Origin of the sequence: Kribbella sp. CCNWLW201, from assembly GCF_037203805.1 — a bacterium.
In the GTDB taxonomy this organism is placed as follows: domain Bacteria; phylum Actinomycetota; class Actinomycetes; order Propionibacteriales; family Kribbellaceae; genus Kribbella.
The window spans coordinates 422,567-445,598 of the sequence record NZ_JBBCBQ010000008.1 but is presented as its reverse complement, the minus strand read 5'-3'; the positions used below and the strand labels follow the sequence as shown (position 1 = coordinate 445,598).

General features: G+C 67.1%; 25 protein-coding genes. 14 read left to right on the top strand and 11 right to left on the bottom strand.

What is annotated here, in order from left to right:
- Positions 1-35 precede the first annotated feature (35 nt).
- The 6 genes from V9K99_RS30610 (at position 36) to V9K99_RS30585 (ending at position 4,441) form a co-directional block, all read left to right on the top strand.
- On the top strand, positions 36-413 hold the full coding sequence (locus V9K99_RS30610) for an ArsR/SmtB family transcription factor (RefSeq protein WP_337005556.1): 378 nt from the start codon (positions 36-38) through the stop codon (positions 411-413).
- Positions 406-846 (top strand): SRPBCC family protein, encoded by a 441-nt coding sequence (locus V9K99_RS30605; protein ID WP_337005554.1) that lies wholly within the window; start codon positions 406-408, stop codon positions 844-846. Before V9K99_RS30610 ends, V9K99_RS30605 begins: the two co-directional genes overlap by 8 nt.
- Positions 847-992: 146 nt before the next feature.
- Entirely contained in the window at positions 993-2,273 is a 1,281-nt protein-coding gene (locus tag V9K99_RS30600) for an ABC transporter substrate-binding protein (protein WP_337005552.1), read from the top strand.
- Positions 2,270-3,193 (top strand): carbohydrate ABC transporter permease, encoded by a 924-nt coding sequence (locus V9K99_RS30595; protein WP_337005550.1) that lies wholly within the window; start codon positions 2,270-2,272, stop codon positions 3,191-3,193. The genes V9K99_RS30600 and V9K99_RS30595 overlap by 4 nt, the downstream gene beginning before the upstream one ends.
- Position 3,194: 1 nt before the next feature.
- Positions 3,195-4,034: a carbohydrate ABC transporter permease gene (locus V9K99_RS30590; protein ID WP_337005548.1), complete on the top strand. Its 840-nt coding sequence runs from the start codon at positions 3,195-3,197 to the stop codon at positions 4,032-4,034.
- The gene (locus V9K99_RS30585) at positions 4,031-4,441 is read left to right on the top strand and encodes a cytidine deaminase family protein (RefSeq protein ID WP_337005546.1); all 411 of its coding nucleotides are present in this window, start codon (positions 4,031-4,033) and stop codon (positions 4,439-4,441) included. Before V9K99_RS30590 ends, V9K99_RS30585 begins: the two co-directional genes overlap by 4 nt.
- Positions 4,442-4,572: 131 nt before the next feature.
- On the opposite strand, the gene V9K99_RS30580 is transcribed toward V9K99_RS30585, so the two are convergent.
- The 5 genes from V9K99_RS30580 to V9K99_RS30560 form a co-directional block, all read right to left on the bottom strand.
- Complete coding sequence (locus V9K99_RS30580; RefSeq protein WP_337005544.1) at positions 4,573-5,568, bottom strand: TIGR03842 family LLM class F420-dependent oxidoreductase; 996 nt, start codon at positions 5,566-5,568, stop codon at positions 4,573-4,575.
- Positions 5,569-5,578: 10 nt separating this feature from the next.
- Complete coding sequence (gene hydA / locus V9K99_RS30575) at positions 5,579-6,982, bottom strand: dihydropyrimidinase (RefSeq protein WP_337005542.1); 1,404 nt, start codon at positions 6,980-6,982, stop codon at positions 5,579-5,581.
- Positions 6,983-7,030: 48 nt separating this feature from the next.
- Positions 7,031-7,873 carry a nitrilase-related carbon-nitrogen hydrolase gene (locus V9K99_RS30570; RefSeq protein ID WP_337005540.1) on the bottom strand — a complete coding sequence of 281 codons (843 nt, stop codon included), beginning with the start codon at positions 7,871-7,873 and terminating at the stop codon, positions 7,031-7,033.
- 79 nt (positions 7,874-7,952) lie between these two features.
- Positions 7,953-8,621, bottom strand: coding sequence for a PhzF family phenazine biosynthesis protein (locus V9K99_RS30565; protein WP_337005594.1), 669 nt, complete (start codon positions 8,619-8,621; stop codon positions 7,953-7,955).
- 19 nt (positions 8,622-8,640) lie between these two features.
- Positions 8,641-8,835 (bottom strand): hypothetical protein, encoded by a 195-nt coding sequence (locus V9K99_RS30560; protein ID WP_337005538.1) that lies wholly within the window; start codon positions 8,833-8,835, stop codon positions 8,641-8,643.
- 130 nt (positions 8,836-8,965) lie between these two features.
- On the opposite strand from V9K99_RS30560, the gene V9K99_RS30555 reads away from it, so the two are divergent.
- Both V9K99_RS30555 and V9K99_RS30550 read left to right on the top strand, forming a co-directional pair.
- Positions 8,966-9,382 (top strand): SRPBCC family protein, encoded by a 417-nt coding sequence (locus V9K99_RS30555; RefSeq protein ID WP_337005536.1) that lies wholly within the window; start codon positions 8,966-8,968, stop codon positions 9,380-9,382.
- Positions 9,372-9,920, top strand: a complete 549-nt coding sequence (locus V9K99_RS30550; protein WP_337005534.1) for a TetR/AcrR family transcriptional regulator — start codon at positions 9,372-9,374, stop codon at positions 9,918-9,920. Before V9K99_RS30555 ends, V9K99_RS30550 begins: the two co-directional genes overlap by 11 nt.
- On the opposite strand, the gene V9K99_RS30545 is transcribed toward V9K99_RS30550, so the two are convergent.
- Entirely contained in the window at positions 9,901-11,064 is a 1,164-nt protein-coding gene (locus V9K99_RS30545; protein ID WP_337005532.1) for a serpin family protein, read from the bottom strand. The two genes, V9K99_RS30550 and V9K99_RS30545, sit on opposite strands and share 20 nt — an antisense overlap.
- Before the next feature lie 130 nt (positions 11,065-11,194).
- Between V9K99_RS30545 and V9K99_RS30540 the strand changes: the two genes are divergently transcribed.
- Both V9K99_RS30540 and V9K99_RS30535 read left to right on the top strand, forming a co-directional pair.
- Complete coding sequence (locus V9K99_RS30540) at positions 11,195-12,220, top strand: permease (RefSeq protein WP_337005530.1); 1,026 nt, start codon at positions 11,195-11,197, stop codon at positions 12,218-12,220.
- Positions 12,217-12,921, top strand: coding sequence for a TIGR03943 family putative permease subunit (locus tag V9K99_RS30535; protein WP_337005529.1), 705 nt, complete (start codon positions 12,217-12,219; stop codon positions 12,919-12,921). The genes V9K99_RS30540 and V9K99_RS30535 overlap by 4 nt, the downstream gene beginning before the upstream one ends.
- Here the strand turns inward: V9K99_RS30535 and V9K99_RS30530 are convergent.
- A complete protein-coding gene (locus V9K99_RS30530; protein WP_337005526.1) occupies positions 12,912-14,009 on the bottom strand; it encodes a serpin family protein in 1,098 nt (365 codons plus the stop codon). The genes V9K99_RS30535 and V9K99_RS30530 overlap by 10 nt on opposite strands.
- Positions 14,010-14,042: 33 nt before the next feature.
- Here V9K99_RS30530 and V9K99_RS30525 point away from each other — a divergent pair, with 33 nt between their 5' ends.
- Positions 14,043-14,678: a flavin reductase family protein gene (locus V9K99_RS30525; RefSeq protein WP_337005524.1), complete on the top strand. Its 636-nt coding sequence runs from the start codon at positions 14,043-14,045 to the stop codon at positions 14,676-14,678.
- On the opposite strand, the gene V9K99_RS30520 is transcribed toward V9K99_RS30525, so the two are convergent.
- The gene (locus V9K99_RS30520) at positions 14,664-15,572 is read right to left on the bottom strand and encodes an EamA family transporter (RefSeq protein ID WP_337005522.1); all 909 of its coding nucleotides are present in this window, start codon (positions 15,570-15,572) and stop codon (positions 14,664-14,666) included. The genes V9K99_RS30525 and V9K99_RS30520 overlap by 15 nt on opposite strands.
- Before the next feature lie 73 nt (positions 15,573-15,645).
- Here V9K99_RS30520 and V9K99_RS30515 point away from each other — a divergent pair, with 73 nt between their 5' ends.
- On the top strand, positions 15,646-16,554 hold the full coding sequence (locus tag V9K99_RS30515; protein ID WP_337005519.1) for a LysR family transcriptional regulator: 909 nt from the start codon (positions 15,646-15,648) through the stop codon (positions 16,552-16,554).
- 139 nt (positions 16,555-16,693) lie between these two features.
- Positions 16,694-18,631 (top strand): cellulase family glycosylhydrolase, encoded by a 1,938-nt coding sequence (locus tag V9K99_RS30510; protein WP_337005517.1) that lies wholly within the window; start codon positions 16,694-16,696, stop codon positions 18,629-18,631.
- 35 nt (positions 18,632-18,666) lie between these two features.
- On the opposite strand, the gene V9K99_RS30505 is transcribed toward V9K99_RS30510, so the two are convergent.
- Entirely contained in the window at positions 18,667-19,548 is an 882-nt protein-coding gene (locus V9K99_RS30505; RefSeq protein WP_337005592.1) for a helix-turn-helix transcriptional regulator, read from the bottom strand.
- 111 nt (positions 19,549-19,659) lie between these two features.
- Here V9K99_RS30505 and V9K99_RS30500 point away from each other — a divergent pair, with 111 nt between their 5' ends.
- Positions 19,660-21,090 carry an MFS transporter gene (locus V9K99_RS30500; RefSeq protein WP_337005515.1) on the top strand — a complete coding sequence of 477 codons (1,431 nt, stop codon included), beginning with the start codon at positions 19,660-19,662 and terminating at the stop codon, positions 21,088-21,090.
- A gap of 59 nt (positions 21,091-21,149) precedes the next feature.
- Here V9K99_RS30500 and V9K99_RS30495 read toward each other — a convergent pair whose 3' ends face one another.
- Both V9K99_RS30495 and prfB read right to left on the bottom strand, forming a co-directional pair.
- A complete protein-coding gene (locus V9K99_RS30495) occupies positions 21,150-21,869 on the bottom strand; it encodes a pentapeptide repeat-containing protein (RefSeq protein ID WP_337005513.1) in 720 nt (239 codons plus the stop codon).
- Positions 21,870-21,909: 40 nt separating this feature from the next.
- On the bottom strand, positions 21,910-23,031 hold the full coding sequence (gene prfB, locus V9K99_RS30490) for a peptide chain release factor 2 (RefSeq protein ID WP_337005511.1): 1,122 nt from the start codon (positions 23,029-23,031) through the stop codon (positions 21,910-21,912).
- Position 23,032: the final 1 nt, after the last annotated feature.

Below are 23,032 nucleotides of genomic sequence, written 5' to 3'. Positions count from 1 at the left end.
TTTAGAACTAGTTGGTTGAATAGGAGACAGCGGCCATGCCGACCGACCAGCTCAGCCGCACCTTCGCGGCCCTCGCCGATCCGACCCGGCGCGCGATCCTGGCGCGACTGTCGGAGGGGGAGGCGACAGTCGGGGAGTTGGCAGAGCCGTTCGAGATGAGCTTCGCGGCGGTGTCGAAGCACCTGCGAGTGCTCGAGACCGCCGGGCTGGTCAGCCGGGGACGTGACGCGCAGTACCGGCCGGCCCGCCTCGATGCGCGGCCGCTGGCGGCGGCGTCGGAGTGGATCGGCGACTACGCCAAGTTCTGGGCCGGCAGCTTCGACACGCTCGGCAGCTATCTCGACAAGCTCCAGCACAACGACCGTGCGACCACAGATCAAGCCACTACAGCCAAGGAGAACGACGATGACTGACACCCTGACCGTCACCCGCACCTTCAACGCACCGCGCGAGCTCGTCTACGAGGCCTGGACGAAACCGGAGCACTTCTCGGTCTGGTTCGGCACCGACGCCGTCGACGTACCGCTCGACACCCTGTCCCTGGACGTGCGCGTCGGCGGCGCCTGGAACGCGGTGATGCAGCTGCCCGACGGCAACCAGATCCACTGGGTCGGCGAGTACACCGAGGTCGACCCGCCGGAGCGGCTGGCCTTCACGATGACCGACGACCCGGCGAACCCAACCGGTGAGCCGATCATCGTCACCTTCGCGGAGGTTGCCGGCGGCACCGAGATGACGCTGACCCAGCCCGCCGGCGACTTCACCCAGGAGCAGATCGACGCGACGATCATGGGCTACAACGGCTTCTTCGACTCGATGGAGAAGCTGCTCGCGGACCGCAGCTGATCGGCGGGCACCCTACCCCGGAATGTCAACCACACCACTGTATTTTCCAGGGGATGGAAATCGAGTGCCGAGCGACCCGGGAGTCGTAGGGTCGAGGCTTGGAGCGCGGGCTGTGGGACCGCGCCGGAGCTGGAGGTACGCGAGAGATGGTGGGTACTGGGGTCACCAGACGGCGGTTGCTGGCGGTGGGTGGTGGGTTGGCGGCGATGGCCGTGGCCGGGTGTGGATCCAGCACCGGCCGGGAGTCATCGGGCGGGTCGAGCGGCGGCAAGCCGGCGTTGTCGCAGTGGTATCACCAGTACGGCGAAGCCGGCACGCAGCAGGCGGTCGAGCGGTACGCGAAGGACTACCCGGACGCGACCGTGACCGTGCAGTGGTCGCCTGGTGACTACGACAAGAAGACCGCCGCGGCACTGCTGACCGACAACGGTCCGGACGTCTTCGAGTACGGCAACGGCCCCACCATCGACATGATCAAGGGCGGTCAGGTGGTCGACCTGACCGACCTGCTCGACGACGCCACCAAGTCCGACTTCACGCCATCGTTGATCAAGCGGGTGACGTACCAGGACAAGCTGTACGCGATCCCGCAGGTCACCGACATGCAGTTGCTCGTCTACCGCAAGAGCCTGCTCAGTGCCGCCGGCGTACAGCCGCCGCAGACCGTCGACGAGCTGCTCGCGGCCGCGAAGAAGCTGACCAACGACAAGGTGAAGGGCCTGTTCGTCGGCAACGACGGCGGCGTCGGCATCCTCGGCGGTCCCGCGCTGTGGTCGGCCGGGCTGGACTACCTGACCGAGGACAACCAGTTCGGCTTCGACGACCCGGCCGCGGTCGAGTCGCTGCGCAAGCTGCGCGAGCTGTTCACCTCGAAGAGTCTGTTGCTCGGGGCACCGACCGACTGGTCCGACCCGTCCGCGTTCACTCAGGGCCTGACAGCGATGCAGTTCACCGGCCTGTGGACCCTCCCGGCGATCCAGAAGGCGTTCGGAGACGACTTCGGCGTACTCCCCTGGCCCAAGTTGAACGCGACCACCGGCGAGCCGAGTGTCCCGGTCGGCGCCTACGGCTCGATCGTGAACTCGAAGTCGAAGAACATCGACGCGGCAAAGAAGTTCGTCAAGTGGCTGTGGGTCGACCAGACCGCCTCGCAGCTCGACTTCGCCCAGTCGTACGGCTTCCACATTCCGGCCCGCAAGAGTCTCGCGGAGAAGGCGGACAAGCTGAAGTCCGGGCCGGCCGCGGACGCGGTGAAGTTCGTCAACGAGAACGGGCACGCGCAGACCCCGATCCTGTGGTCGCCGAAGTCCGGTACGGCGTACTCCGACGCACTCAACCGGATCATCCGCAGCGGCAGTGACCCGGCCACCGAGATCAAGGCGGTGAAGGCCGTGGTGGAGGCCGAGCTCAAGCGCATCACCGGATGAGCTCGGCGCTCGCGACCAGGTTGCGGGGCCGGCACGACCGCAACCTGTGGTTCGCGGTCTTCGTCGGGCCGTTCGTGCTCGGGCTGCTGGTGTTCGTCTACATCCCGATCGTCTGGTCGGTGGTGCTCAGCTTCTTCGACGCGCACAACACCGTCACGCCGACGAACTTCGTTGGACTGGGCAACTACTTGGACATGCTCCGGGACGAGGCGTTCCGGTCCAGCCTGATCACCTTCGTGGTGTTCGCCGTGTTCATCGTGCCGACCACGTTCGTGCTATCGCTCGGGCTGGCCCTGCTGGTGAACCGGGCTCGGTGGGCCAAGACGTTCTTCCGCTCGGTGTTCTTCCTGCCGACGGCTTGTTCGTACGTCGTGGCCGCACTGATCTGGAAGTTGTCGATCTTCAACGGTGTCCGGTTCGGCCTGGCCAACACCGTGCTCGGCTGGTTCGGGATCGAGCCGGTCGCGTGGCTGTCGGTGACGCAGCCGCCGTGGTACTGGCTGGTGATCGTCAGCGCGCGGATGTGGTTGCAGACCGGCTTCTACATGATCCTGTTCCTGGCCGGACTGCAACGCATCGCGCCGTCGCTGTACGAGGCGGCCGCGATCGACGGCGCGACCGGCTGGCGGGTGCTGCGCTACATCACGCTGCCCCAGTTGCGGGCGACGTCGACCGCCGTACTGCTGCTGCTTCTGATCAACGCGTTCCAGGCGTTCGACGAGTTCTACAACCTGTTGTCCAGTGCCGGCGGCTATCCGCCGTACGCGCGTCCGCCGTTGGTCTACCTGTACTACGCCGCACTCGGGCAGGGGCAGGACTTCGGCCACGGCAGCGCGGGCGCGGTGATCCTGACGTTGCTGATAGCAATCATCGCGTTGGCGCAGGGACGGTTCGTCGGGCTCGGGCGGAGGGACGACTGAGATGCAGCGCTCTGGTACCGACAAGGCCGGCTCCGCGATAAGGTACGTCGTACTGATCGGTGGCGCACTGTTGTTCCTGCTCCCGTTTTATCTGCTCGTGCGCAACGGACTGTCGACCGAGTCCGACATCACGTCGCCATCGTGGAAGTTCTTCCCTTCGGCGTTGCAGTGGAGCAATGTCACCGAGCTGTTCCGGGACCCCACCGTACCGATGGCGCGGAGTCTGGTGAACTCGCTGGTGATCGCGGTCGTGCAGACGGTCGGCGTACTGGTGATCTCGGGGCTGGCGGGGTACGGGCTGGCGCGGATCCCGTTCCGGTACGCGAACGCGGTGTTCTACTTCATCGTCGCGACACTGCTGATCCCGGCCGCGGTGACGTTCGTGCCGAGTTTCGTGCTGGTCTCGACGCTCGGGTGGGTGAGCACGTTGCGCGGGCTGATCGTGCCGGGGTTGTTCCAGGCGTTCGCGACGTTCCTCTTCCGGCAGTACTTCCTCGGGTTCCCGCGGGAGCTCGAGGAGGCGGCGCAGCTGGACGGGACCGGGTACTGGGGGACGTTCTGGCGGGTCGTCGTACCGAACTCGAAGGGGTTCGTCGCGGCGATCGGGACGATCACGTTCATCGGCTCCTGGAACGCGTTCCTCTGGCCGCTCGTCATCGCACCCGATCAGAACGCGTGGACGGTGCAGATCGCGCTGTCGACCTTCCTCACCGCCCAGACGATCAACCTCCCGCAACTCTTCATCGCGGCCGCGATCGCTATCCTGCCGCTCGTCGTCATCTTCATCTTCCTGCAGCACTGGATCGTGCAGGGCGTGGAAAGGTCAGGTATCAGCGAATGATCGTGCAGGCATTGACCGATGCGGACCAGGAGCTGATCGAACTGGCCCGTCGTACCGTCGACGCGAACACCGACGGACCGGACGGGGTCTACACTATGGGCGCGGCGGTGCGGGGTGTGGACGGGCGCATGTACGCCGGGATCAACCTGTACCACTTCACCGGCGGACCGTGCGCCGAACTGGTCGCACTCGGCCGAGCCCGCGCGGAAGGCGCCCGCGAACTCACCACGATCGTAGCCGTAGGCAACGAAGGCCGAGGCGTAGTCGGCCCCTGCGGCCGCGACCGCCAGATCCTCGTCGACTACCACCCAGCCATCCGAGTCATCCTCCCCACCCCAGAAGGCACCGGCTCAGTCCTCATCACCGACCTCCTCCCGGGCGCATACCGCTGGACCCCGACAGCTTGATCTCGCCCTCGCGGAACCACCAGGTGATGGGGTCGGCTACGAGGAGGCCGGCTTGTACGGCGGGGTCGTAGGCCGCGTGGCGGCGGGCGTGACTTCAACCGCGGCACCGCTGGCACGGGCCGCGGAACGAGTCAGCGTGCGTACGGAATGACGTCTTTCCCGTATGCCTCGAGGGTCTCTTCCTTGCCATCGTGCTGCAGGTAGACAGCGAACTGGTCGACACCGAGCGACTTCAGCTCGGCCAGTCGGGACAGGTGGTTTTCGACCGGGCCGAGAATGCAGAACCGGTCCACGACCTCGTCCGGAACGAAGTCAGTGTGGGTGTTTCCGGCCCGGCCGTGCTCGGCGTAGTCGTAGCCCTTGCGACCCTCGATGTAGTCGGTCAACGCTTTCGGCACCGCCCCGGACGCGCCATACCGGGCGACGATGTCGGCCACATGGTTACCGACCATTCCGCCGAACCACCGGGTCTGCTCGCGCTGGTGGTCGATGTCGTACCCGACGTACGCCGGTGCCGCGACGCAGAACTTGATCGCCGCCGGGTCCCGGCCGGCTTCTTCGGCGGAACGTCGTACCGCCGCAATCATCCACTCGGCGATGTCCGGATCGGCGAGTTGCAGGATGTAGCCGTCGCCGACCTGACCGGTCGCGGCCAGCGCCTTCGGGCCGTACGCCGCGACCCAGACGTCCAGCGCGCCGTTCTCGACCCAGGCGAACTTGAGCTGCTGGCCGCGGTACTCGACCGTCTCGCCGCGGGCCAGCGACCGGACCACGTCGACGCACTGTTTCATCTCGTCGATCGTGCCGGGCTTGGCGCCGAGCGTGCGGAGCGCGGAGTCGCCGCGGCCGATCCCGCAGATCGTCCGGTTCCCGAACATCTCGTTCAGGGTGGCGAACTGGGACGCGATCACGGTCCAGTCCCGGGTGCCCGGGTTCGTCACCATCGGGCCGACGATCACCCGTTCGGTGCTCGCCAGGATCTGGCTGTAGATGACGAACGGCTCCTGCCAGAGCAGATGCGAGTCGAACGTCCACACATAGTCGAATCCGGCGTCCTCGGACTTGCGGGCGAGGTCCACCACCGCGGACGCGGGCGGATCACACTGAAACACCACTCCGAAGTCCACGGTTCCCCCCTCAGACCAGGTACGACGACAGGCCGCGCTGCAGGAACTTCCCGCGACCCTTGCGGCCATGGTAGTTGCCGTCGGCCACGATGACCTCGCCGCGCGAGATCACGGTGCCCACTCGGCCCTTGATCTCGACCCCTTCGTACGCCGAGTAGTCCATGTTCATGTGGTGGGTGTCGACGCTGATCCGGGTGGTCGCGTTCGGGTCGTACACGACCAGGTCGGCGTCGGAGCCGGGGGCAACGATCCCCTTCTGCGGGTACAGCCCGAACATCCGGGCCGGCGTGGTCGCGATCGTCTCCACCCAGCGTTCGAGCGAGAGCTGGCCGTCCACCACACCTTGGTAGATCAGGTCGACCCGGTGCTCGACCCCGCCGATCCCGTTCGGGATCTTGGAGAAGTCGCCGACGCCGAGCTCCTTCTGGTCCTTCATGCAGAACGGGCAGTGATCGGTCGACACGATCGCGAGATCGTTGCTCCGCAAGCCTTTCCACAGGTCCTTCGCGTGCGACTCGTGCTTGCTTCGCAACGGCGTCGAGCAGACCCACTTCGCGCCCTCGAACCCGGGCGCGCCGAGCTGGTCCTCGAGCGTCAGGTACAGGTACTGCGGGCAGGTCTCGGCGAACACGTTCCGGCCGGCATCGCGGGCTTCGGCGACGTGCTCCAAAGCCTGGCTGGCCGACAGGTGGACGATGTAGAGCGGGCAGTCCTGGGCTACCTCGGCCAGCGCGATCGCCCGGTTCGTTGCCTCCGCCTCGAGTGCGGCCGGCCGGGTGATGCCGTGGTAGATCGGGTCGGTCTCGCCGCGGGCCAGCGCCTGCTGGACCAGGACGTCGATCGCAATGCCGTTCTCCGCGTGCATCATGATCATCGCGCCGTTCTCCCGCGCGGTCTGCATCGCCCGCAGGATCTGGCCGTCGTCGGAGTAGAAGACACCCGGATAGGCCATGAACAGCTTGAAACTGGTCACGCCCTCGTCCGAGACCAGCTGGTCCATCGCCTTCAGCGAGTCGTCGTCGACACCGCCCAGGATCATGTGGAACGCGTAGTCGATGTGGCAGTTGCCGTCGGCCTTCGCGTGCCAGGCGGCCAGCCCGTCCTGGACCACCTCGCCGGTCCGCTGGACGGCGAAGTCGATGATGGTCGTTGTACCGCCCCAGGCCGCGGCCCGGGTCCCGGTGTCGAACGTGTCACTCGCCGCGGTGCCGCCGAACGGCAGCTCCATATGCGTGTGCGCGTCGATCGCGCCCGGGATCACGTACTTGCCCGTGGCATCGATCACCTCGTCGGGCGTGATCGCCTGGCTGTACGACGGATCGAGCAGCGCGACGATCTTCTCGCCCTGGACCAGGACGTCGGCGACCTGCGTCCCGGTCGGCCCGACGACGGTTCCACCCTTGACCAGCAACATATCCGTGCTCCCCTTTGAGACGGCCTGTGCAGCTTGACGGCTTGGTGCTTACGGTTTGGTCAGGTCGCCGTACGCGTCGGGGCGGCGGTCGCGGTAGAACTGCCAGCGATCCCGGACCGTGTCCAGCAGGCTGAGGTCCAGGTCCCGGACGATCAGTTCCGGATCGTGGTCGTGCCCGACCTCGCCGACGAACTTGCCCTCGGGATCGACGAAGTACGACGTACCGTAGAAGTCGTTGTCACCGAAGTCGGACTCGATCCCGACCCGGTTGATCGCGCCGATGAAGTACTCGTTCGCCACCGCACTCGCGGGTTGCTCCAGCTTCCACAGATACGCCGACAGGCCGCGGCTGGTCGCGGACGGGTTGAACACGATCTTCGCCCCGGCCAGTCCGAGTGCCCGCCAGCCCTCCGGGAAGTGCCGGTCGTAACAGATGTACACCCCGATCCGGCCGACCGCGGTGTCGAAGATCGGATACCCGAGGTTGCCCGGGCGGAAGTAGAACTTCTCCCAGAACCCCTTCACCTGCGGGATGTGGTTCTTCCGGTACTTGCCCAGGTACTTGCCGTCAGCATCGATCACGGCGGCCGTGTTGTACAGCACGCCGGGCTGCTCCTGCTCGTACACCGGCAGCACCATCACCATCCCGAGCTCCTTGGCCAGCGCGGCGAACCGCTCGGTCGTCGGCCCCGGCACGGACTCGGCGTACTCGTAGTACTCGGTGTCCTGGAGCTGGCAGAAATACGGCCCGTAGAACAACTCCTGGAAGCAGATCACCCGCGCACCGGCCGCGGCGGCCTGCCGCGCGTACTCCTCGTGCGCCTTGATCATGGACTCTTTGTCACCCGTCCACGACGTCTGCACCAACGCAGCCCGAACAACCTCCGCCATCAGCCCTCCCACCACTAGCCGAGCACCCATGCTCCATCCGCTCCCCCACAGCAGTCAACGGATGTGGAAATCCCGGCGGTCAGATCGTGATGCTGCGCGATTCAGCCGGTAGGACGCGGCCGCCCACTCCTGCGTGGGTGGGCGGTTGCCAGGTGGTGTGGAGGTGGGAGCCGGCGCCTTGGATGATCAGGAGGTTTCGGGATAGTTGAGCGGTCAGTTGGGTGACGGCGGAGCCGGTGGCTTCGTCTTCCTTGACGCCCATGGCGGGGGCGAAGGCGCGGGCGCGGATCGTGCCGGCGGGCTCGTCGATCCAGGACCAGAGGAAGGTGTGACCGCTCGTGTACGACGCGGGGTCGGCAGCGAGCACGTCGTCGGGGGTGTCGAGTTGGCGCCAGTCCCAGGTACTGCCCCAGGTGGAGTCGGCACGGACGGAGACGAGGTCGCCTGAGCGGGTGACGGGGATGTCGCCGGCGGGGACACGCAGTACCGGGGTGTCGACGCCTTGGGAGTGGAGCCACCAGGCGATGCCGACGGTGGGGTGGCCGGCGAAGGCCATTTCGCCGGTGGCGGAGAAGATCCGGATCGTGCCGGTCGCGGCGTCGTCGACGTACACGGTCTCGCTGTAGCCGAGCTCGGCGGCCACGCGCTGCCGATCGGGAGGCGGTACGGCGGCGCCGTCGATGATGCCCAGGGGGTTGCCGAAGCGGCCATCGGGGTCGGTGAAGACCCGGACGACCTCGACGTGCACCGCGGTCAAATCAGTGAAGTCAGAGGACGACGATCGCGGCAACGACGGCGATCAGCACCACGGCGGCACCGATCAGCGCGAGGACGCGACCGTTGAGCTTCGGTTCGCTGGCCGCCTCGGCCTGGCCCTCGTTGACGAAGGCACGGAACATCTGGGTGTTCGCGCCCGGGTCCTGCTCGTTCTCGACGTTCTGCGGGACGTTCTGCTCAGCCATGGCCCCAGACCCTACCGGCACCCCGGACCGCCACCACTCACCAAGGTGGCCGTTTCACGCTCCGTATATCGGCCGCGTACGCCCGGCAGAGACGTTGGTGAGTGCGTCAGATCCGTGTACCATTTGGTACATGCGCTTCGATCACTCCAGCACGATCCAGGCCCCGCCCGAGCGGGTCTGGCAGGTTTTCAGCGACGTCGAGCGGTGGCCCGAGTGGACGCCGACGATCGAATCGGTGGAGCGGCTCGACGAGGGCCGGATCCACATCGGCGCCCGGACGCGGATCCGCCAGCCGAAGCTCCCGGTCGCGATCTGGGAGGTGACCGAGCTCAAGGAAGGCGAGTACTTCGAGTGGGTCTCGAAGGCTCCCGGTATCAAGACGACCGGCGGTCACCGGGTGGTGAGTACGCCGGAAGGCACGGTCGCGACCGCCACGATCATCCAGGAGGGTCCCCTCGGCTGGCTGTTCGGCAAGCTGTACGCCGGTCTCACCAAGCGCTACATCGCGACGGAGACAGAGAAACTGAAGCAGGTCAGTGAGTCGTGACTTGCTGCTCGGCGATGCTGTCGAGCACTTCGCGAAGAACGGGATCGGCGACGCGAGCCTGCGCAGTATCGCGACCTCGATCGGGACCAGCCACCGGATGCTGATCTACCACTTCGGCTCCCGCGAGGGTCTGCTCGCCGAAGTGGTCCGGACGGTCGAACAGCAGCAGCGCGACCTGCTCGCCGAGGTCATGGCCACCGACCTGCCGATCGCCGAGCAAGCCGAGCTGTTCTGGCGGCGGGTCACCGAGGCGACGCTGATCTACGGCCCGCTGTTTTTCGAGCTGAGCGCCCACGCGATGCAGGACCGGCCGCACACCGCGGCACTCAAGGCGGATCTGATCAACGTGTGGTTGCCGCCGGTGATCGAGCTGAGTATCCGTGCGGGCATTCCTCCCGCGGAGGCACCGACGTACGCCCGGCTCGGGCTGGCCGCCTCCCGCGGCCTGCTGTTCGACCTGCTTCTCACCGGCGACCGGGACGCGGTCGACGAGGCGTCCGCGCTGCTCAACCGACTGTTCAGTCTCCCGGCTCAGTAGGCTTCGCGATCCAGCCGGCCACGATCGGCAACCGCGACTCCCGCAGTACGGCGACGAACCCGAACGGCCGGTCCAGCGTCACCTCGAGCCGACGGGCCTGGTGCGTCGGCATCGAGGTCCGCATCAGTCCCACGGCAGTCACCGCCGCGGCCTCGAACCCGGTCGCGAAGAACCGCGCCAGCACTTTCTGCTTCGCCTGCCCGACGGCGAGCGGCACCGGGCTGATCGCGCTGAAGTGGCCCTGCGCCCCGGGATCCGTGGTCACCGCGTTCAACCCGAACAGCTCACGCGACTCCAGCAGATCGTGCTCGACTTCCACATTGAACGACGGCAACGACACCTTCAGATCCGGCCGCGGCGACGTGGTCTGCCCGATCTTCACGCCCGGCGCGACCTCGGACCCAGGCTCCCCCTGGTCGATCAGTCGACTCCCCGGCACCCCGTCGCCTTGCACCTCGAGCAGTGCTGCCAGCACGTCGGCCTGCGACGCCTGCGGCTGTCCGACACCAAGGAGTACGTCGACATCTGCGTCGCCAGCGACCGTGATCACGGTCAGATCGTCGTACCGCCGTACGGCGTCCAACTCGCCGTCGACGCGCTCCAGCCAGTGCCAGGAGCCGCCGGACCACGGACCCTCGTGGAAGCGCCGGACCAGCTCCTTGAACGGGCTGACCCAGGTCAACCGCAGCGACAACGCGGAGGCGAGGACGAGCATGAGATCCGGGGTGATCTCGAGCGGCATCTCGCGGATCAGGTTGTTGGTGTGCTCGGCGGCCCAGGCGTCGAGTTTCGGCTTGTCGACGGATGCGTTGCCGGTGAGCTTGCCGACCAGTGGCGCCGGCATCATGCTGTCGAACGACTCGGCGAGCTTCAGCTGCTCGTGCACCCAGACGCCCAGCGCCGCCTGCAGATCCTTTGACCCCTCGATCGCCTCGATCAGCGCGAGGGCCTGTCCAGATCCCTCCGCGGCCTCGATCCCGGCGGCCTCGGCCAGCTCGGCGCGGCCTGGTTCGTCGGCGGCCGTCGCGAGGATCGCGAGCAACGGCCACAGGCCGAGGCCGGACACGACGGTGTTGCCGGCCGGGAGACTGCGGGCCCAGCGGGCGGTGAGGTCATTGACTGCGCGCACCACGTCGGCATCCATACGTCCACCCTGCCATGCGAATGGTTATGTTCCAGGGACTACGAGTATTTGCCGGAACCACGCCGGTTTTCCCTTGACGAGCGCGCTCTGTCCTCGTTTGGGTGCGCTCCGCTGTGTCAGTATGCCGCCCATGACGGCCAATCCGACCGCCCCGCCACCTGTCGACTCTCCGCCGCCTGACGCCGAAAACAAGGAGTCGGCCGGGTCCTCGATCGCGTTCACCGCGACCCTGATCCTGCTGGTCGGGCTGGCCCTGTTCGGGCGGAGGATCTTCGCCGGTGCGTTCACCGACGACGGGATCCGGACCTGGGCGACCATGTTCGTCGGTGTCACCGTCCAGGCGATGCCGTTCCTCGTCCTCGGCGTGCTGCTGTCGGCCGCCCTCACCGCGTTCATCCCGGCGTCCTTCTTCGCGAAGGCGCTGCCCAAGCACCCGGCCCTCGCCGTACCGGTCGCCAGCGCGTCAGGCGTCGTACTGCCCGGCTGCGAGTGCGCCTCGGTGCCGGTGTCGGCCGCGTTGATGAACCGCGGTGTGACCCCGGCGGCGGCGCTCGCGTTCCTGTTGTCCGCGCCGGCGATCAACCCGGTCGTGCTGGCGTCGACCGCGGTCGCGTTCCCGGGGCAGCCGAAGGTGGTGATCGCCCGGGCGGTGACCTCGCTCGGGGTGTCGATGATCATCGGCTGGTTGTTCCTGGCGACCGGCAAGGGCGCCTCCTGGCTGAAGATGCCGAAGAACCGGCACGCGGACGGCACCGGCAAGTTCGAGGTGTTCCGGTCGGCGATGCTGCACGACTTCCTCCACGCCGGCGGGTTCCTGGTCATCGGCGCGGCCGCGGCGGCCACGCTGAACGTCGTCGTACCGCGCAGCTGGCTCGACCACGTAGCCGGCAACCTGCTCCTGTCGGTGCTGATTCTCGGGCTGCTCGCCGTACTACTGGCGATCTGCTCCGAGGCGGACGCGTTCGTGGCGGCCAGCCTGACGCAGTTCTCGCTGACCGCCCGGCTCGCGTTCATGGTGGTCGGGCCGATCGTGGACGTGAAGCTGATCGCGCTGCAGACCGGCACGTTCGGCCCGAAGTTCGCCGTCCGTTTCGCACCGGCCACGTTCGTGGTCGCAATCCTGGCCAGTCTTCTCGTGGGGTGGTGGCTGCTGTGAGGCGCAACGTTGCTGGTCTGGTGGTCGTGTTCGTCGGGGCTGCGGTGGTGCAGCTGGCGACGTCGAACACCTATCTGCGGTACGTGAAGCCCGGGATGCGGTGGATGCTGCTGGCGGCCGGGCTGATCCTGATCGCGCTCGCGGTCTTCGACGTACTCGCGGACACGCGTAAGAAAGAGCACGCGGATGATGGTCACGGGCACCACGGTCTGCCCCGCGCGGCCTGGTTGCTGCTGGTCCCGATCTTCGCGTTGCTCGTCGTCGACCCGCCTGCCCTCGGCGCGGACGCGGCGCAACGGCAGTCGCCGGTCGCGGCGAAACCGGCCGACCCGAAGAGCAACTCCTGGCTCTCCAACAACTCCCAGGGTGATGCCCCGGTGGCCCTGGCCGTCCGGGACTACTCCGTCTGGGCGGTCTGGGAAAAGGAGAGCATGAAGGGTCGCGCGTTCCAGCTGACCGGTTTCGTCACTCCGGCGAAGAACGGCACCTGGTACGTGACCCGCATCGGCCTGACCTGCTGTGTCGCCGACGGCACCGCGTTCATGGTCGAGGCCCGCGGCCAGGCCGCCCCGCCGAAGAACCAGTGGGTCACCGTCACCGGTCAGTGGGCCGAGCCGACCAAGCGCGCCGACGGCGACGTCGCCGCCCTGACTGTGGAAACGGTCAAGCCGGTCACCGCACCAGCCAACCCCTACGAGTAGTTCACCCAGCCGGCGACGACGGGGATGCCGGTTGGGCGGTGTACGGCGATGAAGCCGAAGGGCTGGTCCAGTGACACCTTCAACGCCTTACCACCCGGCATCGGAGCAGAACCGGCAGCCATCGCCATCGCGGTCACCGCGGCCGCTTCGAACCCGGTCGCGGAGAACCTCGCCATCACCGCCTGCTTGGCCTGATTCACCGCGAGCGGGATCGGGCTCAGCCCAGGAAAGTGCCCACGGCTGTTGTCCATCGCCGATGTCAGCCCGAACACCTCGGGATGCTCGAGCAGATCGTGTTCCGCGTCGACCTCGAAGTACGGCATCGACAACACCACCGTCGGCGTCGGCGACATCGACTCGATCACCTCGACCGCAGGCGCCGGCCGCTCACTCGAGAACAACCGCTTCCACCGCGAGGACGACGACCCGGCGAGCAACTCGACACCACTCACTCCATCGCCACTCAACTCAAGAGCAGCAGCCAGTACGGCGCGACGCCCACGACCGGACTCACCGGCGATCAGCCGTACGTCGAACTCCCCTGTCCCGACGACCGTGACCACGGTCAGCGGACCGGCCGGACCGTCGTACACCTGGACGCTCTCGAGGTCGTGGTCGGCCCGGCTGAGCCAGCGCCGCTCACCACGCGGGTACTCGTTGAAGGGCAGCGCCCACTTGGTCCGCAACGCCAACGCGGACGCGAGGACCAGCAGCACGTCGTCGTTCAGGCTGATCGGCATCCGCTTCAGCAGACCATTCGTCTGCTCGACCACCCAGGCGTCGAGGGCCGCCTGATCCGTCAGCTGACCACGCACCTCCGGCGGCAGGAACCGATCCACACCGGGCTGCAGTGGGATCTCCGGCCGGGTCCACAGTCCGAGGGCCATCCGGAGTTCGGGAGTCTGCAGGAGGCCGTCGTACGGCCCGCCGGCTGCTTCGTCGAGCTCGGTGCGCGCCGGGCCGTCGGCCAGCGCGGCGAGGAGCGCGAGCAGCGGCCGGACGCCAAGTCCGGAGATGACCGTGCTGTCGTCGCCGGGGAGCTTCTCGATCCAGCGAGCGGTCAGCCGACTGACTTGGTGTGCGTCCACTCACACATCCTCGCCCATCGCCGTTCCATCAGCGTGAAGCGAACTGTTGAACCCAAGGTCCTCTATTTCGGTACGCCGGTCGTCCTGATCAGCTCCCGCAATCCCGACGGCAGCACGAACCTCGGTCCGATGTCGTCAGCCTGGTGGCTCGGGTACACCGCGATGCTCGGCATGGGCACCAGCGCCCAGACGGTCAAGAACCTCGCCGAGCGCCCCGACTGCATCCTCAACCTGGTCGACCCCGCCATGGTCGCGGCGCTCGACCGGATCGCCCTGCTGACCGGGTCGCAGGAGATGTCCGACTCCAAGCGCGCCCGTGGCTACCGGTACGAGCCGGACAAGTTCGCCGCCGCGGGCCTGACCCGTCAGCCGGGCTCACTGGTCGACGTGGACGCGGTGCAGGAGAGCCCGATCAACCTGGAAGGCCGGATCGAGGCAATCCACGACATCGGCGGACCGGACTCGCACCTGTGCGCTTTGGAGATGAAGGTCGAGCGGGTGCAGGTCCGTGAGGACCTGCTGATGAGCAACGATCGCTACATCGATCCGCTGCGCTGGGACCCGCTGATCATGAAGTTCACCGAGTACTTCGCCGGCGGATCACCGGCGTACGCATCCTCCTTGGCGCGCGGCTGGCAGATGCCGCCGATGCCGCTACCGGCCCGCTAGCTCGGCTTGGATCCGGCCGCCGGACTCCGCCGTACGCGGGGTCCGGCGACGGATCACTGTGCAGGCCATGCCGCCGATGATCAGGACTGCGGCGATCGCCTGCTGGACACCGATCGCCTCGCCGCGCAGGAGCCAGGCCGTCCCCATGCCGACCACGGGAACCAGCAGCGAGAAGGGTGCCACGGTGCTGGCGTCGTACTGGCGGAGTAGGTAACCCCACACGCCGAAGCCGAAGAGCGTCGCGACGAACGCAAGGTACCCGAGTGCGCCGATCCCGGTCAGATCGATGCCCCTCAGTGCATTGACATCGGTTTGCAGTCCTTCGGTGAGGAGCGAGAGAATGAGCAGCGGTACGACGGCCACCGCACTGACCCAGATCATGAAACGCAATGTGTCCTGCGGTTTCGCGTGCCGGGTCACGGTGTTGGAGACGCCCCAGCACGCGCCGGCAGCGATCACCAAGGCGAGTGCGCCGAGCGGTGCGGACAGGCCGCGGTCGAGCATGATCAGCACCATCCCTGCGCACGCGATCAGGATGCCGATCACCTGCGTGGTCCGCGGCCGTTCCCGCAGTACGACGATCGCGAACAGGACCGTGAAGATCACCTGACACTGCAGCACCAGCGACGACAGGCCGGCCGGGACACCACGATCCATCGCGATGAACAACAGGCCGAACTTGGCCACGCCGAGCGCGAGACCGACCGCGATCACGTACCGCCAGGCGACCCGCGGCCGGCCGAGGATGAAGATCGCCGGGATCGCGGCCAGGAAGAACCGCAGTGCGGAGAACAGCAGCGGCGGGAAGTCCTCCAGGCCGACCTCGATGACGACGAAGTTCACGCCCCAGGCGACGACGACGGCGAGCGCGAGCAACAGGTCACGAGGCTTCATGCGGTCCAGTCTGGGCAGTCCTATACTTAAGGACCAGCACTGATTTGTACTGCGTTCATTGTAGGAGTGCTACATGATCGATCTCGGCCGGCTGCGCGCCCTGCACGCCGTCTCGCTGTACGGGTCGGTCAACCGCGCCGCCGAGGTGCTCGGGTACACCCCGTCGGCGGTGTCACAGCAGCTGGCGAAGCTCGAGCGCGAGACCCGCACGGTCCTGGTCGAGCGGCGCGGGCGCGGGATCGTGCTGACCGATGCCGCGCAGCAGTTGGCGGCGACGGCGTCCCGGGTCCTGGAGTTGGTCGAGGACGCGGAGTTGACGCTGGAGGAGCAGCGCGGCCAAGCGATCGGGACACTGGCGATCGCGGCCTTTCCGACCGCTGCGCGAGGGCTGCTGCCCCCGGCGTTGTCGCGGCTGCTCGACGAGAATCCGGCTCTCGACGTCCGTGTCAGCGAGATCGATCCGTTCGAAGCCGTTGCCGCGGTCAACCGTGGTGAGATCCATGTCGCGGTCGTGCACGACTGGCACAACACCCCGCTCAGCCTGCCCGACGGACTGTCCCGGATGAAGCTCGGCTCCGATCCGGCCGACGTACTCGTTCCGGCAACACATCGCCTTGCGGGTAAGGAGTTCGTCCGCGCCGAGGACCTGGTCGGCGAGCGCTGGATCTGCCAGCCGGCCGGCTCGATCTGCCACGAGTGGCTGATCCGGACCATGCGCCGGGCCGGAGTCGAACCGGACGTCGCCTACTCGGTCGCCGAGTACCAGACCCAGCTCGCGATGCTTGCCCGAGGCATCGGCATCGGCCTGCTCCCCCGACTGGGCCGCGGACCGGTCCCGGACGAAGTGGTCGTCGTACCACTGCAGCCCGCTCCGAGCCGTCGGCTGTACGCCGCCTGGCGTACGACGACCTCACGCCGACCGGCCATCGCGGTGACACTGTCGACCCTCAAGGCAGCCTGGGCCGACCGGGATACGGCATGATCGAGTTTGATCACATCGTGCGACCAGTTGACAGCGTTCCGCATCGTCGCTAAGTTCCGATGAACTAATAGGAAACCTTCCTAACCATCACAGGCAGTCCCCAACTTCGTCCCCGCCCCGACGCAGTAGGAGGCAGTTCATGATCCGCTCCCTGGCGGCCGGCATTCTGCTGGCCGCAGCCACCCTCGTCCCCACCCAGGCATCCGCCGTCCCGGTCCTGCCGGATGCATCCGCCGCCCCCGCCGCGCCCGCTGCCGACACCCCGGTCTCGATCAACGGGCAGTTGCACGTCTGCGGCACCAAGCTCTGCAATCAGTACAACCAGCCGATCCAGCTGCGCGGGATGAGCACGCACGGGATCCAGTGGTACTCGCAGTGCATCAAGACGGCCTCGCTCGACGCGCTCGCCACCGACTGGAACGCCGACATCCTGCGCATCTCGCTGTACGTGCAGGAAGGCGGCTACGAGACCAACCCGCGCAAGTTCACCGACATGGTGCACAACTACATCGAGGAGGCGACCCGGCGCGGCATGTACGCGCTGGTCGACTGGCACCAACTCGACCCCGGCGACCCGAATGACAACCTGTCCCGGGCCAAGACGTTCTTCACCGAGATCGCCGACCGGCACAAGGACAAGAAGAACATCATCTACGACATCGCCAACGAGCCGAACAACGTCAGCTGGGCCGGGATCAAGTCGTACGCCGAGCAGATGGTGCCGGTGATCCGGGCCAAGGACCCCGACGGCGTGATCTTCGTCGGCACCCACGGCTGGGCCTCGCTCGGTGTCTCCGACGGCCGGAGCGAATCCGACATCGTCAACAATCCGGTCAACGCGACGAACCTGATGTACACGTTCCACTTCTACGCGGCATCGCACAAACAGGAGTACTTCGACGCCCTGTCCCGGGCCGCGGACAAGATCCCGCTGTTCGTCACCGAGTTCGGCACCCAGACCTACACCGGTGACGGCGGCAACGACTTCACCTGGTCGCAGAAGTACCTGGACTTCCTGGCCAGCAAGAAGATCGGCTGGACCAACTGGAACTTCTCCGACGACTTCCGTTCCGGCGCGGTGTTCAAGTCGAACGTCTGCGCCGGGAACAGCTTCACCGGTACGTCGGTGCTGAAGCCGGCCGGCGTCTGGGTCCGCGACCGGATCCGCACCCCGGACAGTTTCGGCGAGACCCCGGCAGCCACCATCAACGTGAGTACGGCGGCTCAGCTGAAGTCGGCGCTGACGAGCGCCAAGCCAGGTGACACGATCAAGCTTGCCGACGGCACCTACACCGGCAACTTCAAGACCACGGTCGCCGGCACCTCGTCCGCCCCGATCACGCTGACCGGCTCTACCAACGCCGTACTGAAGGCCAACGGTGGCGGCTACGGCCTGCACCTCGACGGCGCGTCGTACTGGAATGTACGTGGCCTGACCGTGACCGGCGGCCAGAAGGGGATCATGATCGATCGCGCCACCAAGGTCACGATCGACGGGGTCACCGTGCACGGACTCACCATGGAGGGCGTGCATTTCCGCAACAGCAGCACGTACGGCGTGATCCGCAACTCGCGCATCTACGACACCGGCAACGACGGCCGCGGGATGGGCGAAGGGGTGTACGTCGGCAGCGCGGGCGGCACCTCGGACAAATCCGACTACGTTCAGATTGTCGACAATACGATCGGACCCGATGTCGGCGGTGAGGCGATCGACCTGAAGGAGGGCACCACCGGCGGACGGGTGGCCGGGAACACCTTCGACGGCCGCGGACTCACCGGCGCGAACTACGACGACAGCTGGATCGATGTCAAAGGCAACAACTATGTGATCGAGAACAACACCGGGAAGAACACCACCAACAACGGCTTCGAGACACACACCCAGCAGTCCGGCTGGGGCTGCGGGACGGTGTTCCGCGGGAACAGGTCCGACCTCAACGGCGCGACCGGCAGCGGCCGGTACGCGTTCAACATCACCAACTACAACGCGTCCAGCTGCAAGGTCACCATCGACCGCAGCAACACCGTCACCGGCGGACGCGGACTCACCAACCCGGGAATCCCGGTCACCTGATCGGGCTCTCTCGGCGAGGCTTCAGCTGACCGCCCTCAGCTGTTGGACCCGACGAGGGCACGGAGCTTGGCCTCCGTGTCCTCGTCGGCGGCCGTGTAGACGTTGGCACGCGTCTGGCCGAGCTGAGACAGCCAGAAGATGGCCGGCTCGATCCGCAGCAGGCCGGCCTTCGGGTGCTCCAGCACCTTGATCCGAGTGCTCGGCGAAGCCACCTCGTACCGCTCCCACAGCTCGGCGAACAGCGGTGAGCCGGTCAGCAGCCGTTGGGTCAGGTCCTGCCAGTCCGGCTCACCCAGATGATCCGCGAGCGCGGACCGGTACCCGGCGACCATGTGCACCTTCATTGACTGCGAGTCGGCGAAACTGCACCGCCACTCCTTCGACACGAACGTCAGCCAGAGCAGGTTCCGCTCCTCGACCGGGACCTCCCGCATGTCCAGCACGACCTCGCAATAGGCCTCGTTGAACGCGAGGATGTCGTACCGCGCGTTCAACACCACCGCCGGGTACGGCGAGACGGCGTCGAGCATCTTCTGGACCGACTCGGGCAGGGCGGCGCACTCACCTCGCGCCGGGCCGAGCTGGACACCGGCCAGCGTGTACAGGTGGTTGCGCTCCTGGCGGTCGAGCCGCAGCGTGTTCGATACCGCCTCGAGCACCTGCGACGACACGTTGATGTCCCGGCCCTGCTCGAGCCACGTGTACCAGGTGACACCCACACCGGCGAGCAGGGCGACCTCCTCCCGCCGCAGCCCCGGCGTCCGCCGCCGGCCACCCGGCGCAAACCCCACCTCCTCCGGCCGGATCCGCTCCCGCCGGCTTCGCAGGAACACGCCAAGCTCCCGCCTCTGCACCCCCTTGTCGACTCCACCCGCATGCTTCGCGGATTTGTCGGTGATGGGTGGGAGAGTGCTCATGGTGCTCACCGTTCTATGGTGGACCGGGCTGGAGGCTGGTTCCAGGTGCTGTGAATACCAGGATAAGCAGACTCTCACTACCAGGCTCCGAACCAGCGCAGGATGGTCGGCATGACAGAGCTCCACGCCACTCAGGTCGCCGCCCGGCCGCGCGCCACCGCGTCGCCGCTGGGGCCGGTGGCACTCACGACCCTCCTCTTCGGCGCCTTCCTGCCGATGCTGTCGTTCTTCATCATCAACGTCGCCCTGCCCGCGATCGGCTCGGACCTGCGCGCCACCTCCGGCGAGCTCCAGCTCGTCGTCGGCAGCTACGGCATCGCCAACGCCACCCTGCTGGTGGTCGGCGGCCGGCTCGGCGACGGCTTCGGCCGCAAACGCCTGTTCCTGATCGGGCTGACCGGCTTCACCGTCATGTCCCTCATCTGCGCCATCGCCCCGACGATCGGCGTCCTGCTGGCCGCTCGCGTCGTACAGGGTGCGGCGGCGGCCGCCATGACTCCACAGGTGCTGGCCTCCATCACCAGCCTGCTCACCGGCGAACACCGCGCTCGGGCGATGGCCATGTTCGGTGTGGCCGGTGGAGCCGCGGCAGCGCTCGGCCAGATCCTTGGCGGCGTGTTGGTCGAGGCCGATGTCTTCGGGCTCGGCTGGCGGGCGGTGTTCCTCGTCAACGTCCCAGTCGGCGTTCTGGCTGTGGCTGCCGCGATCCGGCTGCTTCCGGAGACCAAGGCCGACCGGGCGCACCGCGTGGACCTCGTCGGCGCGGCACTGCTCGCACTGACGCTCGTACTGCTCCTCCTGCCCCTCACAGAGGGCCGACCACTCGGCTGGCCGCTCTGGACGTGGCTCTGCCTCGCCGCAACGATCCCGGCGGTCACAGTGCTCGGCTTGCACCAGAGCCGGGCAGAGCGATCCGGACAGGCGCCACTGATCCCGCCGACGGTGCTGCGGCTCCGTGCAATGCGGATCGGCCTACTGCTCGCAGTAGCGTTCTTCACCACCTTCGGCGGCTTCATGTTCGTGTTCGCACTCGCCACACAGGGCGAGGCCCACATGTCCCCACTGGAAGGCGGTCTGAGCCTGCTGCCGATGGCGGTCGGGTTCCTCATCACCTCTATCTATGGGCCGCGGCTGCAACAGCGGTACGGCGCCGGCCTCATCCTGCGCGGCTGGCTCGTCCAAGCAGTCGGGTACGCCGTACTCGCCGTCGTCGCCCTCACCCTGTGGCCGGACGTGAACCCCTGGAAGCTCGCCGTACCAATGCTGATCGCAGGCTTCGGCAGCGGCCTGGTCATGGTGCCGCTCATGGGTGTAGTGGTCAGCCAGGTCCCACCAGCTCAAGCTGGACTGGGCAGCGGCATCCTGCTCACCAGCCAGCAGACCTGCCTCGCACTGGGCGCAGCCACCGTCGGTACGGCGTACCTCGCCCTGGCAGGCACCTCCTGGGGCCAGGGCGGCGCACTAGCAGCAGTAGCACTCGCCATCACCGCCGTCTCCCTCCTGATGACCCCAGTCACCCACCAACTGCGCTCACGCCCCTAGACAACCGTTGCGTCCGAAGAACCGTGGCCTATAGCCCTCGGTTCTTCGGACGTAAGGGATTAGTGCCAGTGAGACGGGCGGGTGAGGGTCTGCGGGAGCTTGGTCGCGTGGTCGCCGCGGGTGGCGTTGAGCTGTGACTGGGTGAGGAAGAGGGCGCCGGTCAGGTCTGCGCCGCGGACGTCGGCGTTGCGGAGGTCGGCGCCGATGAGGTCCGCTTGGCGGAGGTCGGCGTCGCGGAGGTCCGCGCCGATCAGGTAGGCGCCGCGGAGGTTGGCCTTGCGCAGGTCCGCGCCGCGGAGTCGGGCTCCGATCAGATCGGCACCGCGGCGTTCCTTCTTCTTGCTCTGCTTGCCCCGAACGAGCTGGCTGGTCTGCAGCAGCAACTCGTTGACCGCGGCCCGTTCCGCGACCACGTCGACGGTCGTGAGGTCCGCCGTACGACTGACGTCCTCGACCCGGGCGATCGCCGTACGCACCTCTGCTTCGAAAGCCTTGTATTCAAGGGCTTCCGTCAAATACCACAACAGCTCGTGCAGCTGACGCAGGATCGGCAGGGCCGCGAACATCTGCTGCCCCGGCTGTTCACGCCAGCTCTTGCCGGCCCGTCGCGAGATCTCCTGCCCCGCGCCGAAGCAGTCGTACACCGTGCATCCCTGGAAGCCCTTCGGCCGCAGTTTGCTGTGGATCGTGCAGCGGAAGGTGTCGTCGAGGTTCGGGCACGGCTCGCCGGCCGGCTTGTCGATCGCGAAGTCGGCCGACTTACTGAACGTCAGCGCCACACAACAGAGGCCGAAGCAACTGCTGCAGTCTGCGCGGAGATCAGTTCTGTTCAGCAACCGTTTGGCCGGTGCGGCGCCAGCGGATGCCGGCCTCGATGAAGTCATCGATCTCACCGTCGAAGACGCCGGAGGTGTTACCCGACTCGTACTGCGTGCGCAGGTCCTTCACCATCTGGTACGGGTGCAGCACGTAGGACCGCATCTGGTCGCCCCACGAACCCTGCACGTCACCGCGCAACGCGTCGATCTGGGCCCGTTCCTCGGCCTTCTTCAGCGCGAGCAGCTTCGCCTTCAGGATCACCATCGCGCTGGCCTTGTTCTGCAGCTGCGACTTCTCGTTCTGGCAGGAGACCACCGTGCCGGTCGGGATGTGCGTGATCCGGACCGCGGAGTCGGTCGTGTTGACGCTCTGTCCACCCGGACCGGACGAGCGGTACACGTCGATCCGCAACTCTTCCTCGGGGACGTCGATCTCGTCGGTCTGCTCCAGCACCGGGACCACCTCGACCGCGGCGAACGAGGTCTGCCGGCGGCCCTGGTTGTCGAACGGCGAGATCCGGACCAGCCGGTGCGTGCCCGACTCCACACTCAACGTGCCATACGCGTACGGCGCCTTGACCCCGAACGTGGTCGACTTGAGCCCGGCCTCTTCGGCGTACGACGTGTCGTACACCTCGGTGCCGTACCCGTGCCGCTCGGCCCAGCGCAGGTACATCCGCTGCAGCATCTCGGCGAAGTCGGCGGCGTCGACACCGCCGGCGCCGGAACGGATCGTGACCAGCGCCTCACGCTCGTCGTACTCACCGGACAACAGCGTGCGGACCTCGAGCGACTGGATCGACTTGGCCAGCGAGGCGATCTCTTTCTCCGACTCGGCCAGGGTGTCCGCGTCGCTCTCCTCGCGGGCGAGCTCGATCAGGACGCCGAGGTCGTCGATCCGGCTACGCAACGCGGTCACCCGCTCCACATCGGCCTGCAGGCTGGACAGCCGCGACGTCACCTTCTGCGCGTTCGCCTGGTCGTCCCACAGGTCGGGCGCGGCGACCTGCTCGCCGAGGTCTGCGATCTCTTTGCGCAGGGCGTCGAGATCGAGCACCTTCTCGATCGAGGTCAGCGTCGCGTCGAGCTGCTTGAGCTCGGCGTCAAAATCCAGTCCAGCCACA

Coding starts and splice junctions, on each gene's coding strand:
- V9K99_RS30610 (WP_337005556.1), top strand. CDS start 36: ATGCCGACCGACCAGCTCAGCCGCACCTTCGCGGCCCTCGCCGATCCG.
- V9K99_RS30605 (WP_337005554.1), top strand. CDS start 406: ATGACTGACACCCTGACCGTCACCCGCACCTTCAACGCACCGCGCGAG.
- V9K99_RS30600 (WP_337005552.1), top strand. CDS start 993: ATGGTGGGTACTGGGGTCACCAGACGGCGGTTGCTGGCGGTGGGTGGT.
- V9K99_RS30595 (WP_337005550.1), top strand. CDS start 2,270: ATGAGCTCGGCGCTCGCGACCAGGTTGCGGGGCCGGCACGACCGCAAC.
- V9K99_RS30590 (WP_337005548.1), top strand. CDS start 3,195: ATGCAGCGCTCTGGTACCGACAAGGCCGGCTCCGCGATAAGGTACGTC.
- V9K99_RS30585 (WP_337005546.1), top strand. CDS start 4,031: ATGATCGTGCAGGCATTGACCGATGCGGACCAGGAGCTGATCGAACTG.
- hydA (WP_337005542.1), bottom strand. CDS start 6,982: ATGTTGCTGGTCAAGGGTGGAACCGTCGTCGGGCCGACCGGGACGCAG.
- V9K99_RS30570 (WP_337005540.1), bottom strand. CDS start 7,873: ATGGCGGAGGTTGTTCGGGCTGCGTTGGTGCAGACGTCGTGGACGGGT.
- V9K99_RS30560 (WP_337005538.1), bottom strand. CDS start 8,835: ATGGCTGAGCAGAACGTCCCGCAGAACGTCGAGAACGAGCAGGACCCG.
- V9K99_RS30555 (WP_337005536.1), top strand. CDS start 8,966: ATGCGCTTCGATCACTCCAGCACGATCCAGGCCCCGCCCGAGCGGGTC.
- V9K99_RS30545 (WP_337005532.1), bottom strand. CDS start 11,064: ATGGATGCCGACGTGGTGCGCGCAGTCAATGACCTCACCGCCCGCTGG.
- V9K99_RS30540 (WP_337005530.1), top strand. CDS start 11,195: ATGACGGCCAATCCGACCGCCCCGCCACCTGTCGACTCTCCGCCGCCT.
- V9K99_RS30520 (WP_337005522.1), bottom strand. CDS start 15,572: ATGAAGCCTCGTGACCTGTTGCTCGCGCTCGCCGTCGTCGTCGCCTGG.
- V9K99_RS30515 (WP_337005519.1), top strand. CDS start 15,646: ATGATCGATCTCGGCCGGCTGCGCGCCCTGCACGCCGTCTCGCTGTAC.
- V9K99_RS30510 (WP_337005517.1), top strand. CDS start 16,694: ATGATCCGCTCCCTGGCGGCCGGCATTCTGCTGGCCGCAGCCACCCTC.
- V9K99_RS30505 (WP_337005592.1), bottom strand. CDS start 19,548: ATGAGCACTCTCCCACCCATCACCGACAAATCCGCGAAGCATGCGGGT.
- V9K99_RS30500 (WP_337005515.1), top strand. CDS start 19,660: ATGACAGAGCTCCACGCCACTCAGGTCGCCGCCCGGCCGCGCGCCACC.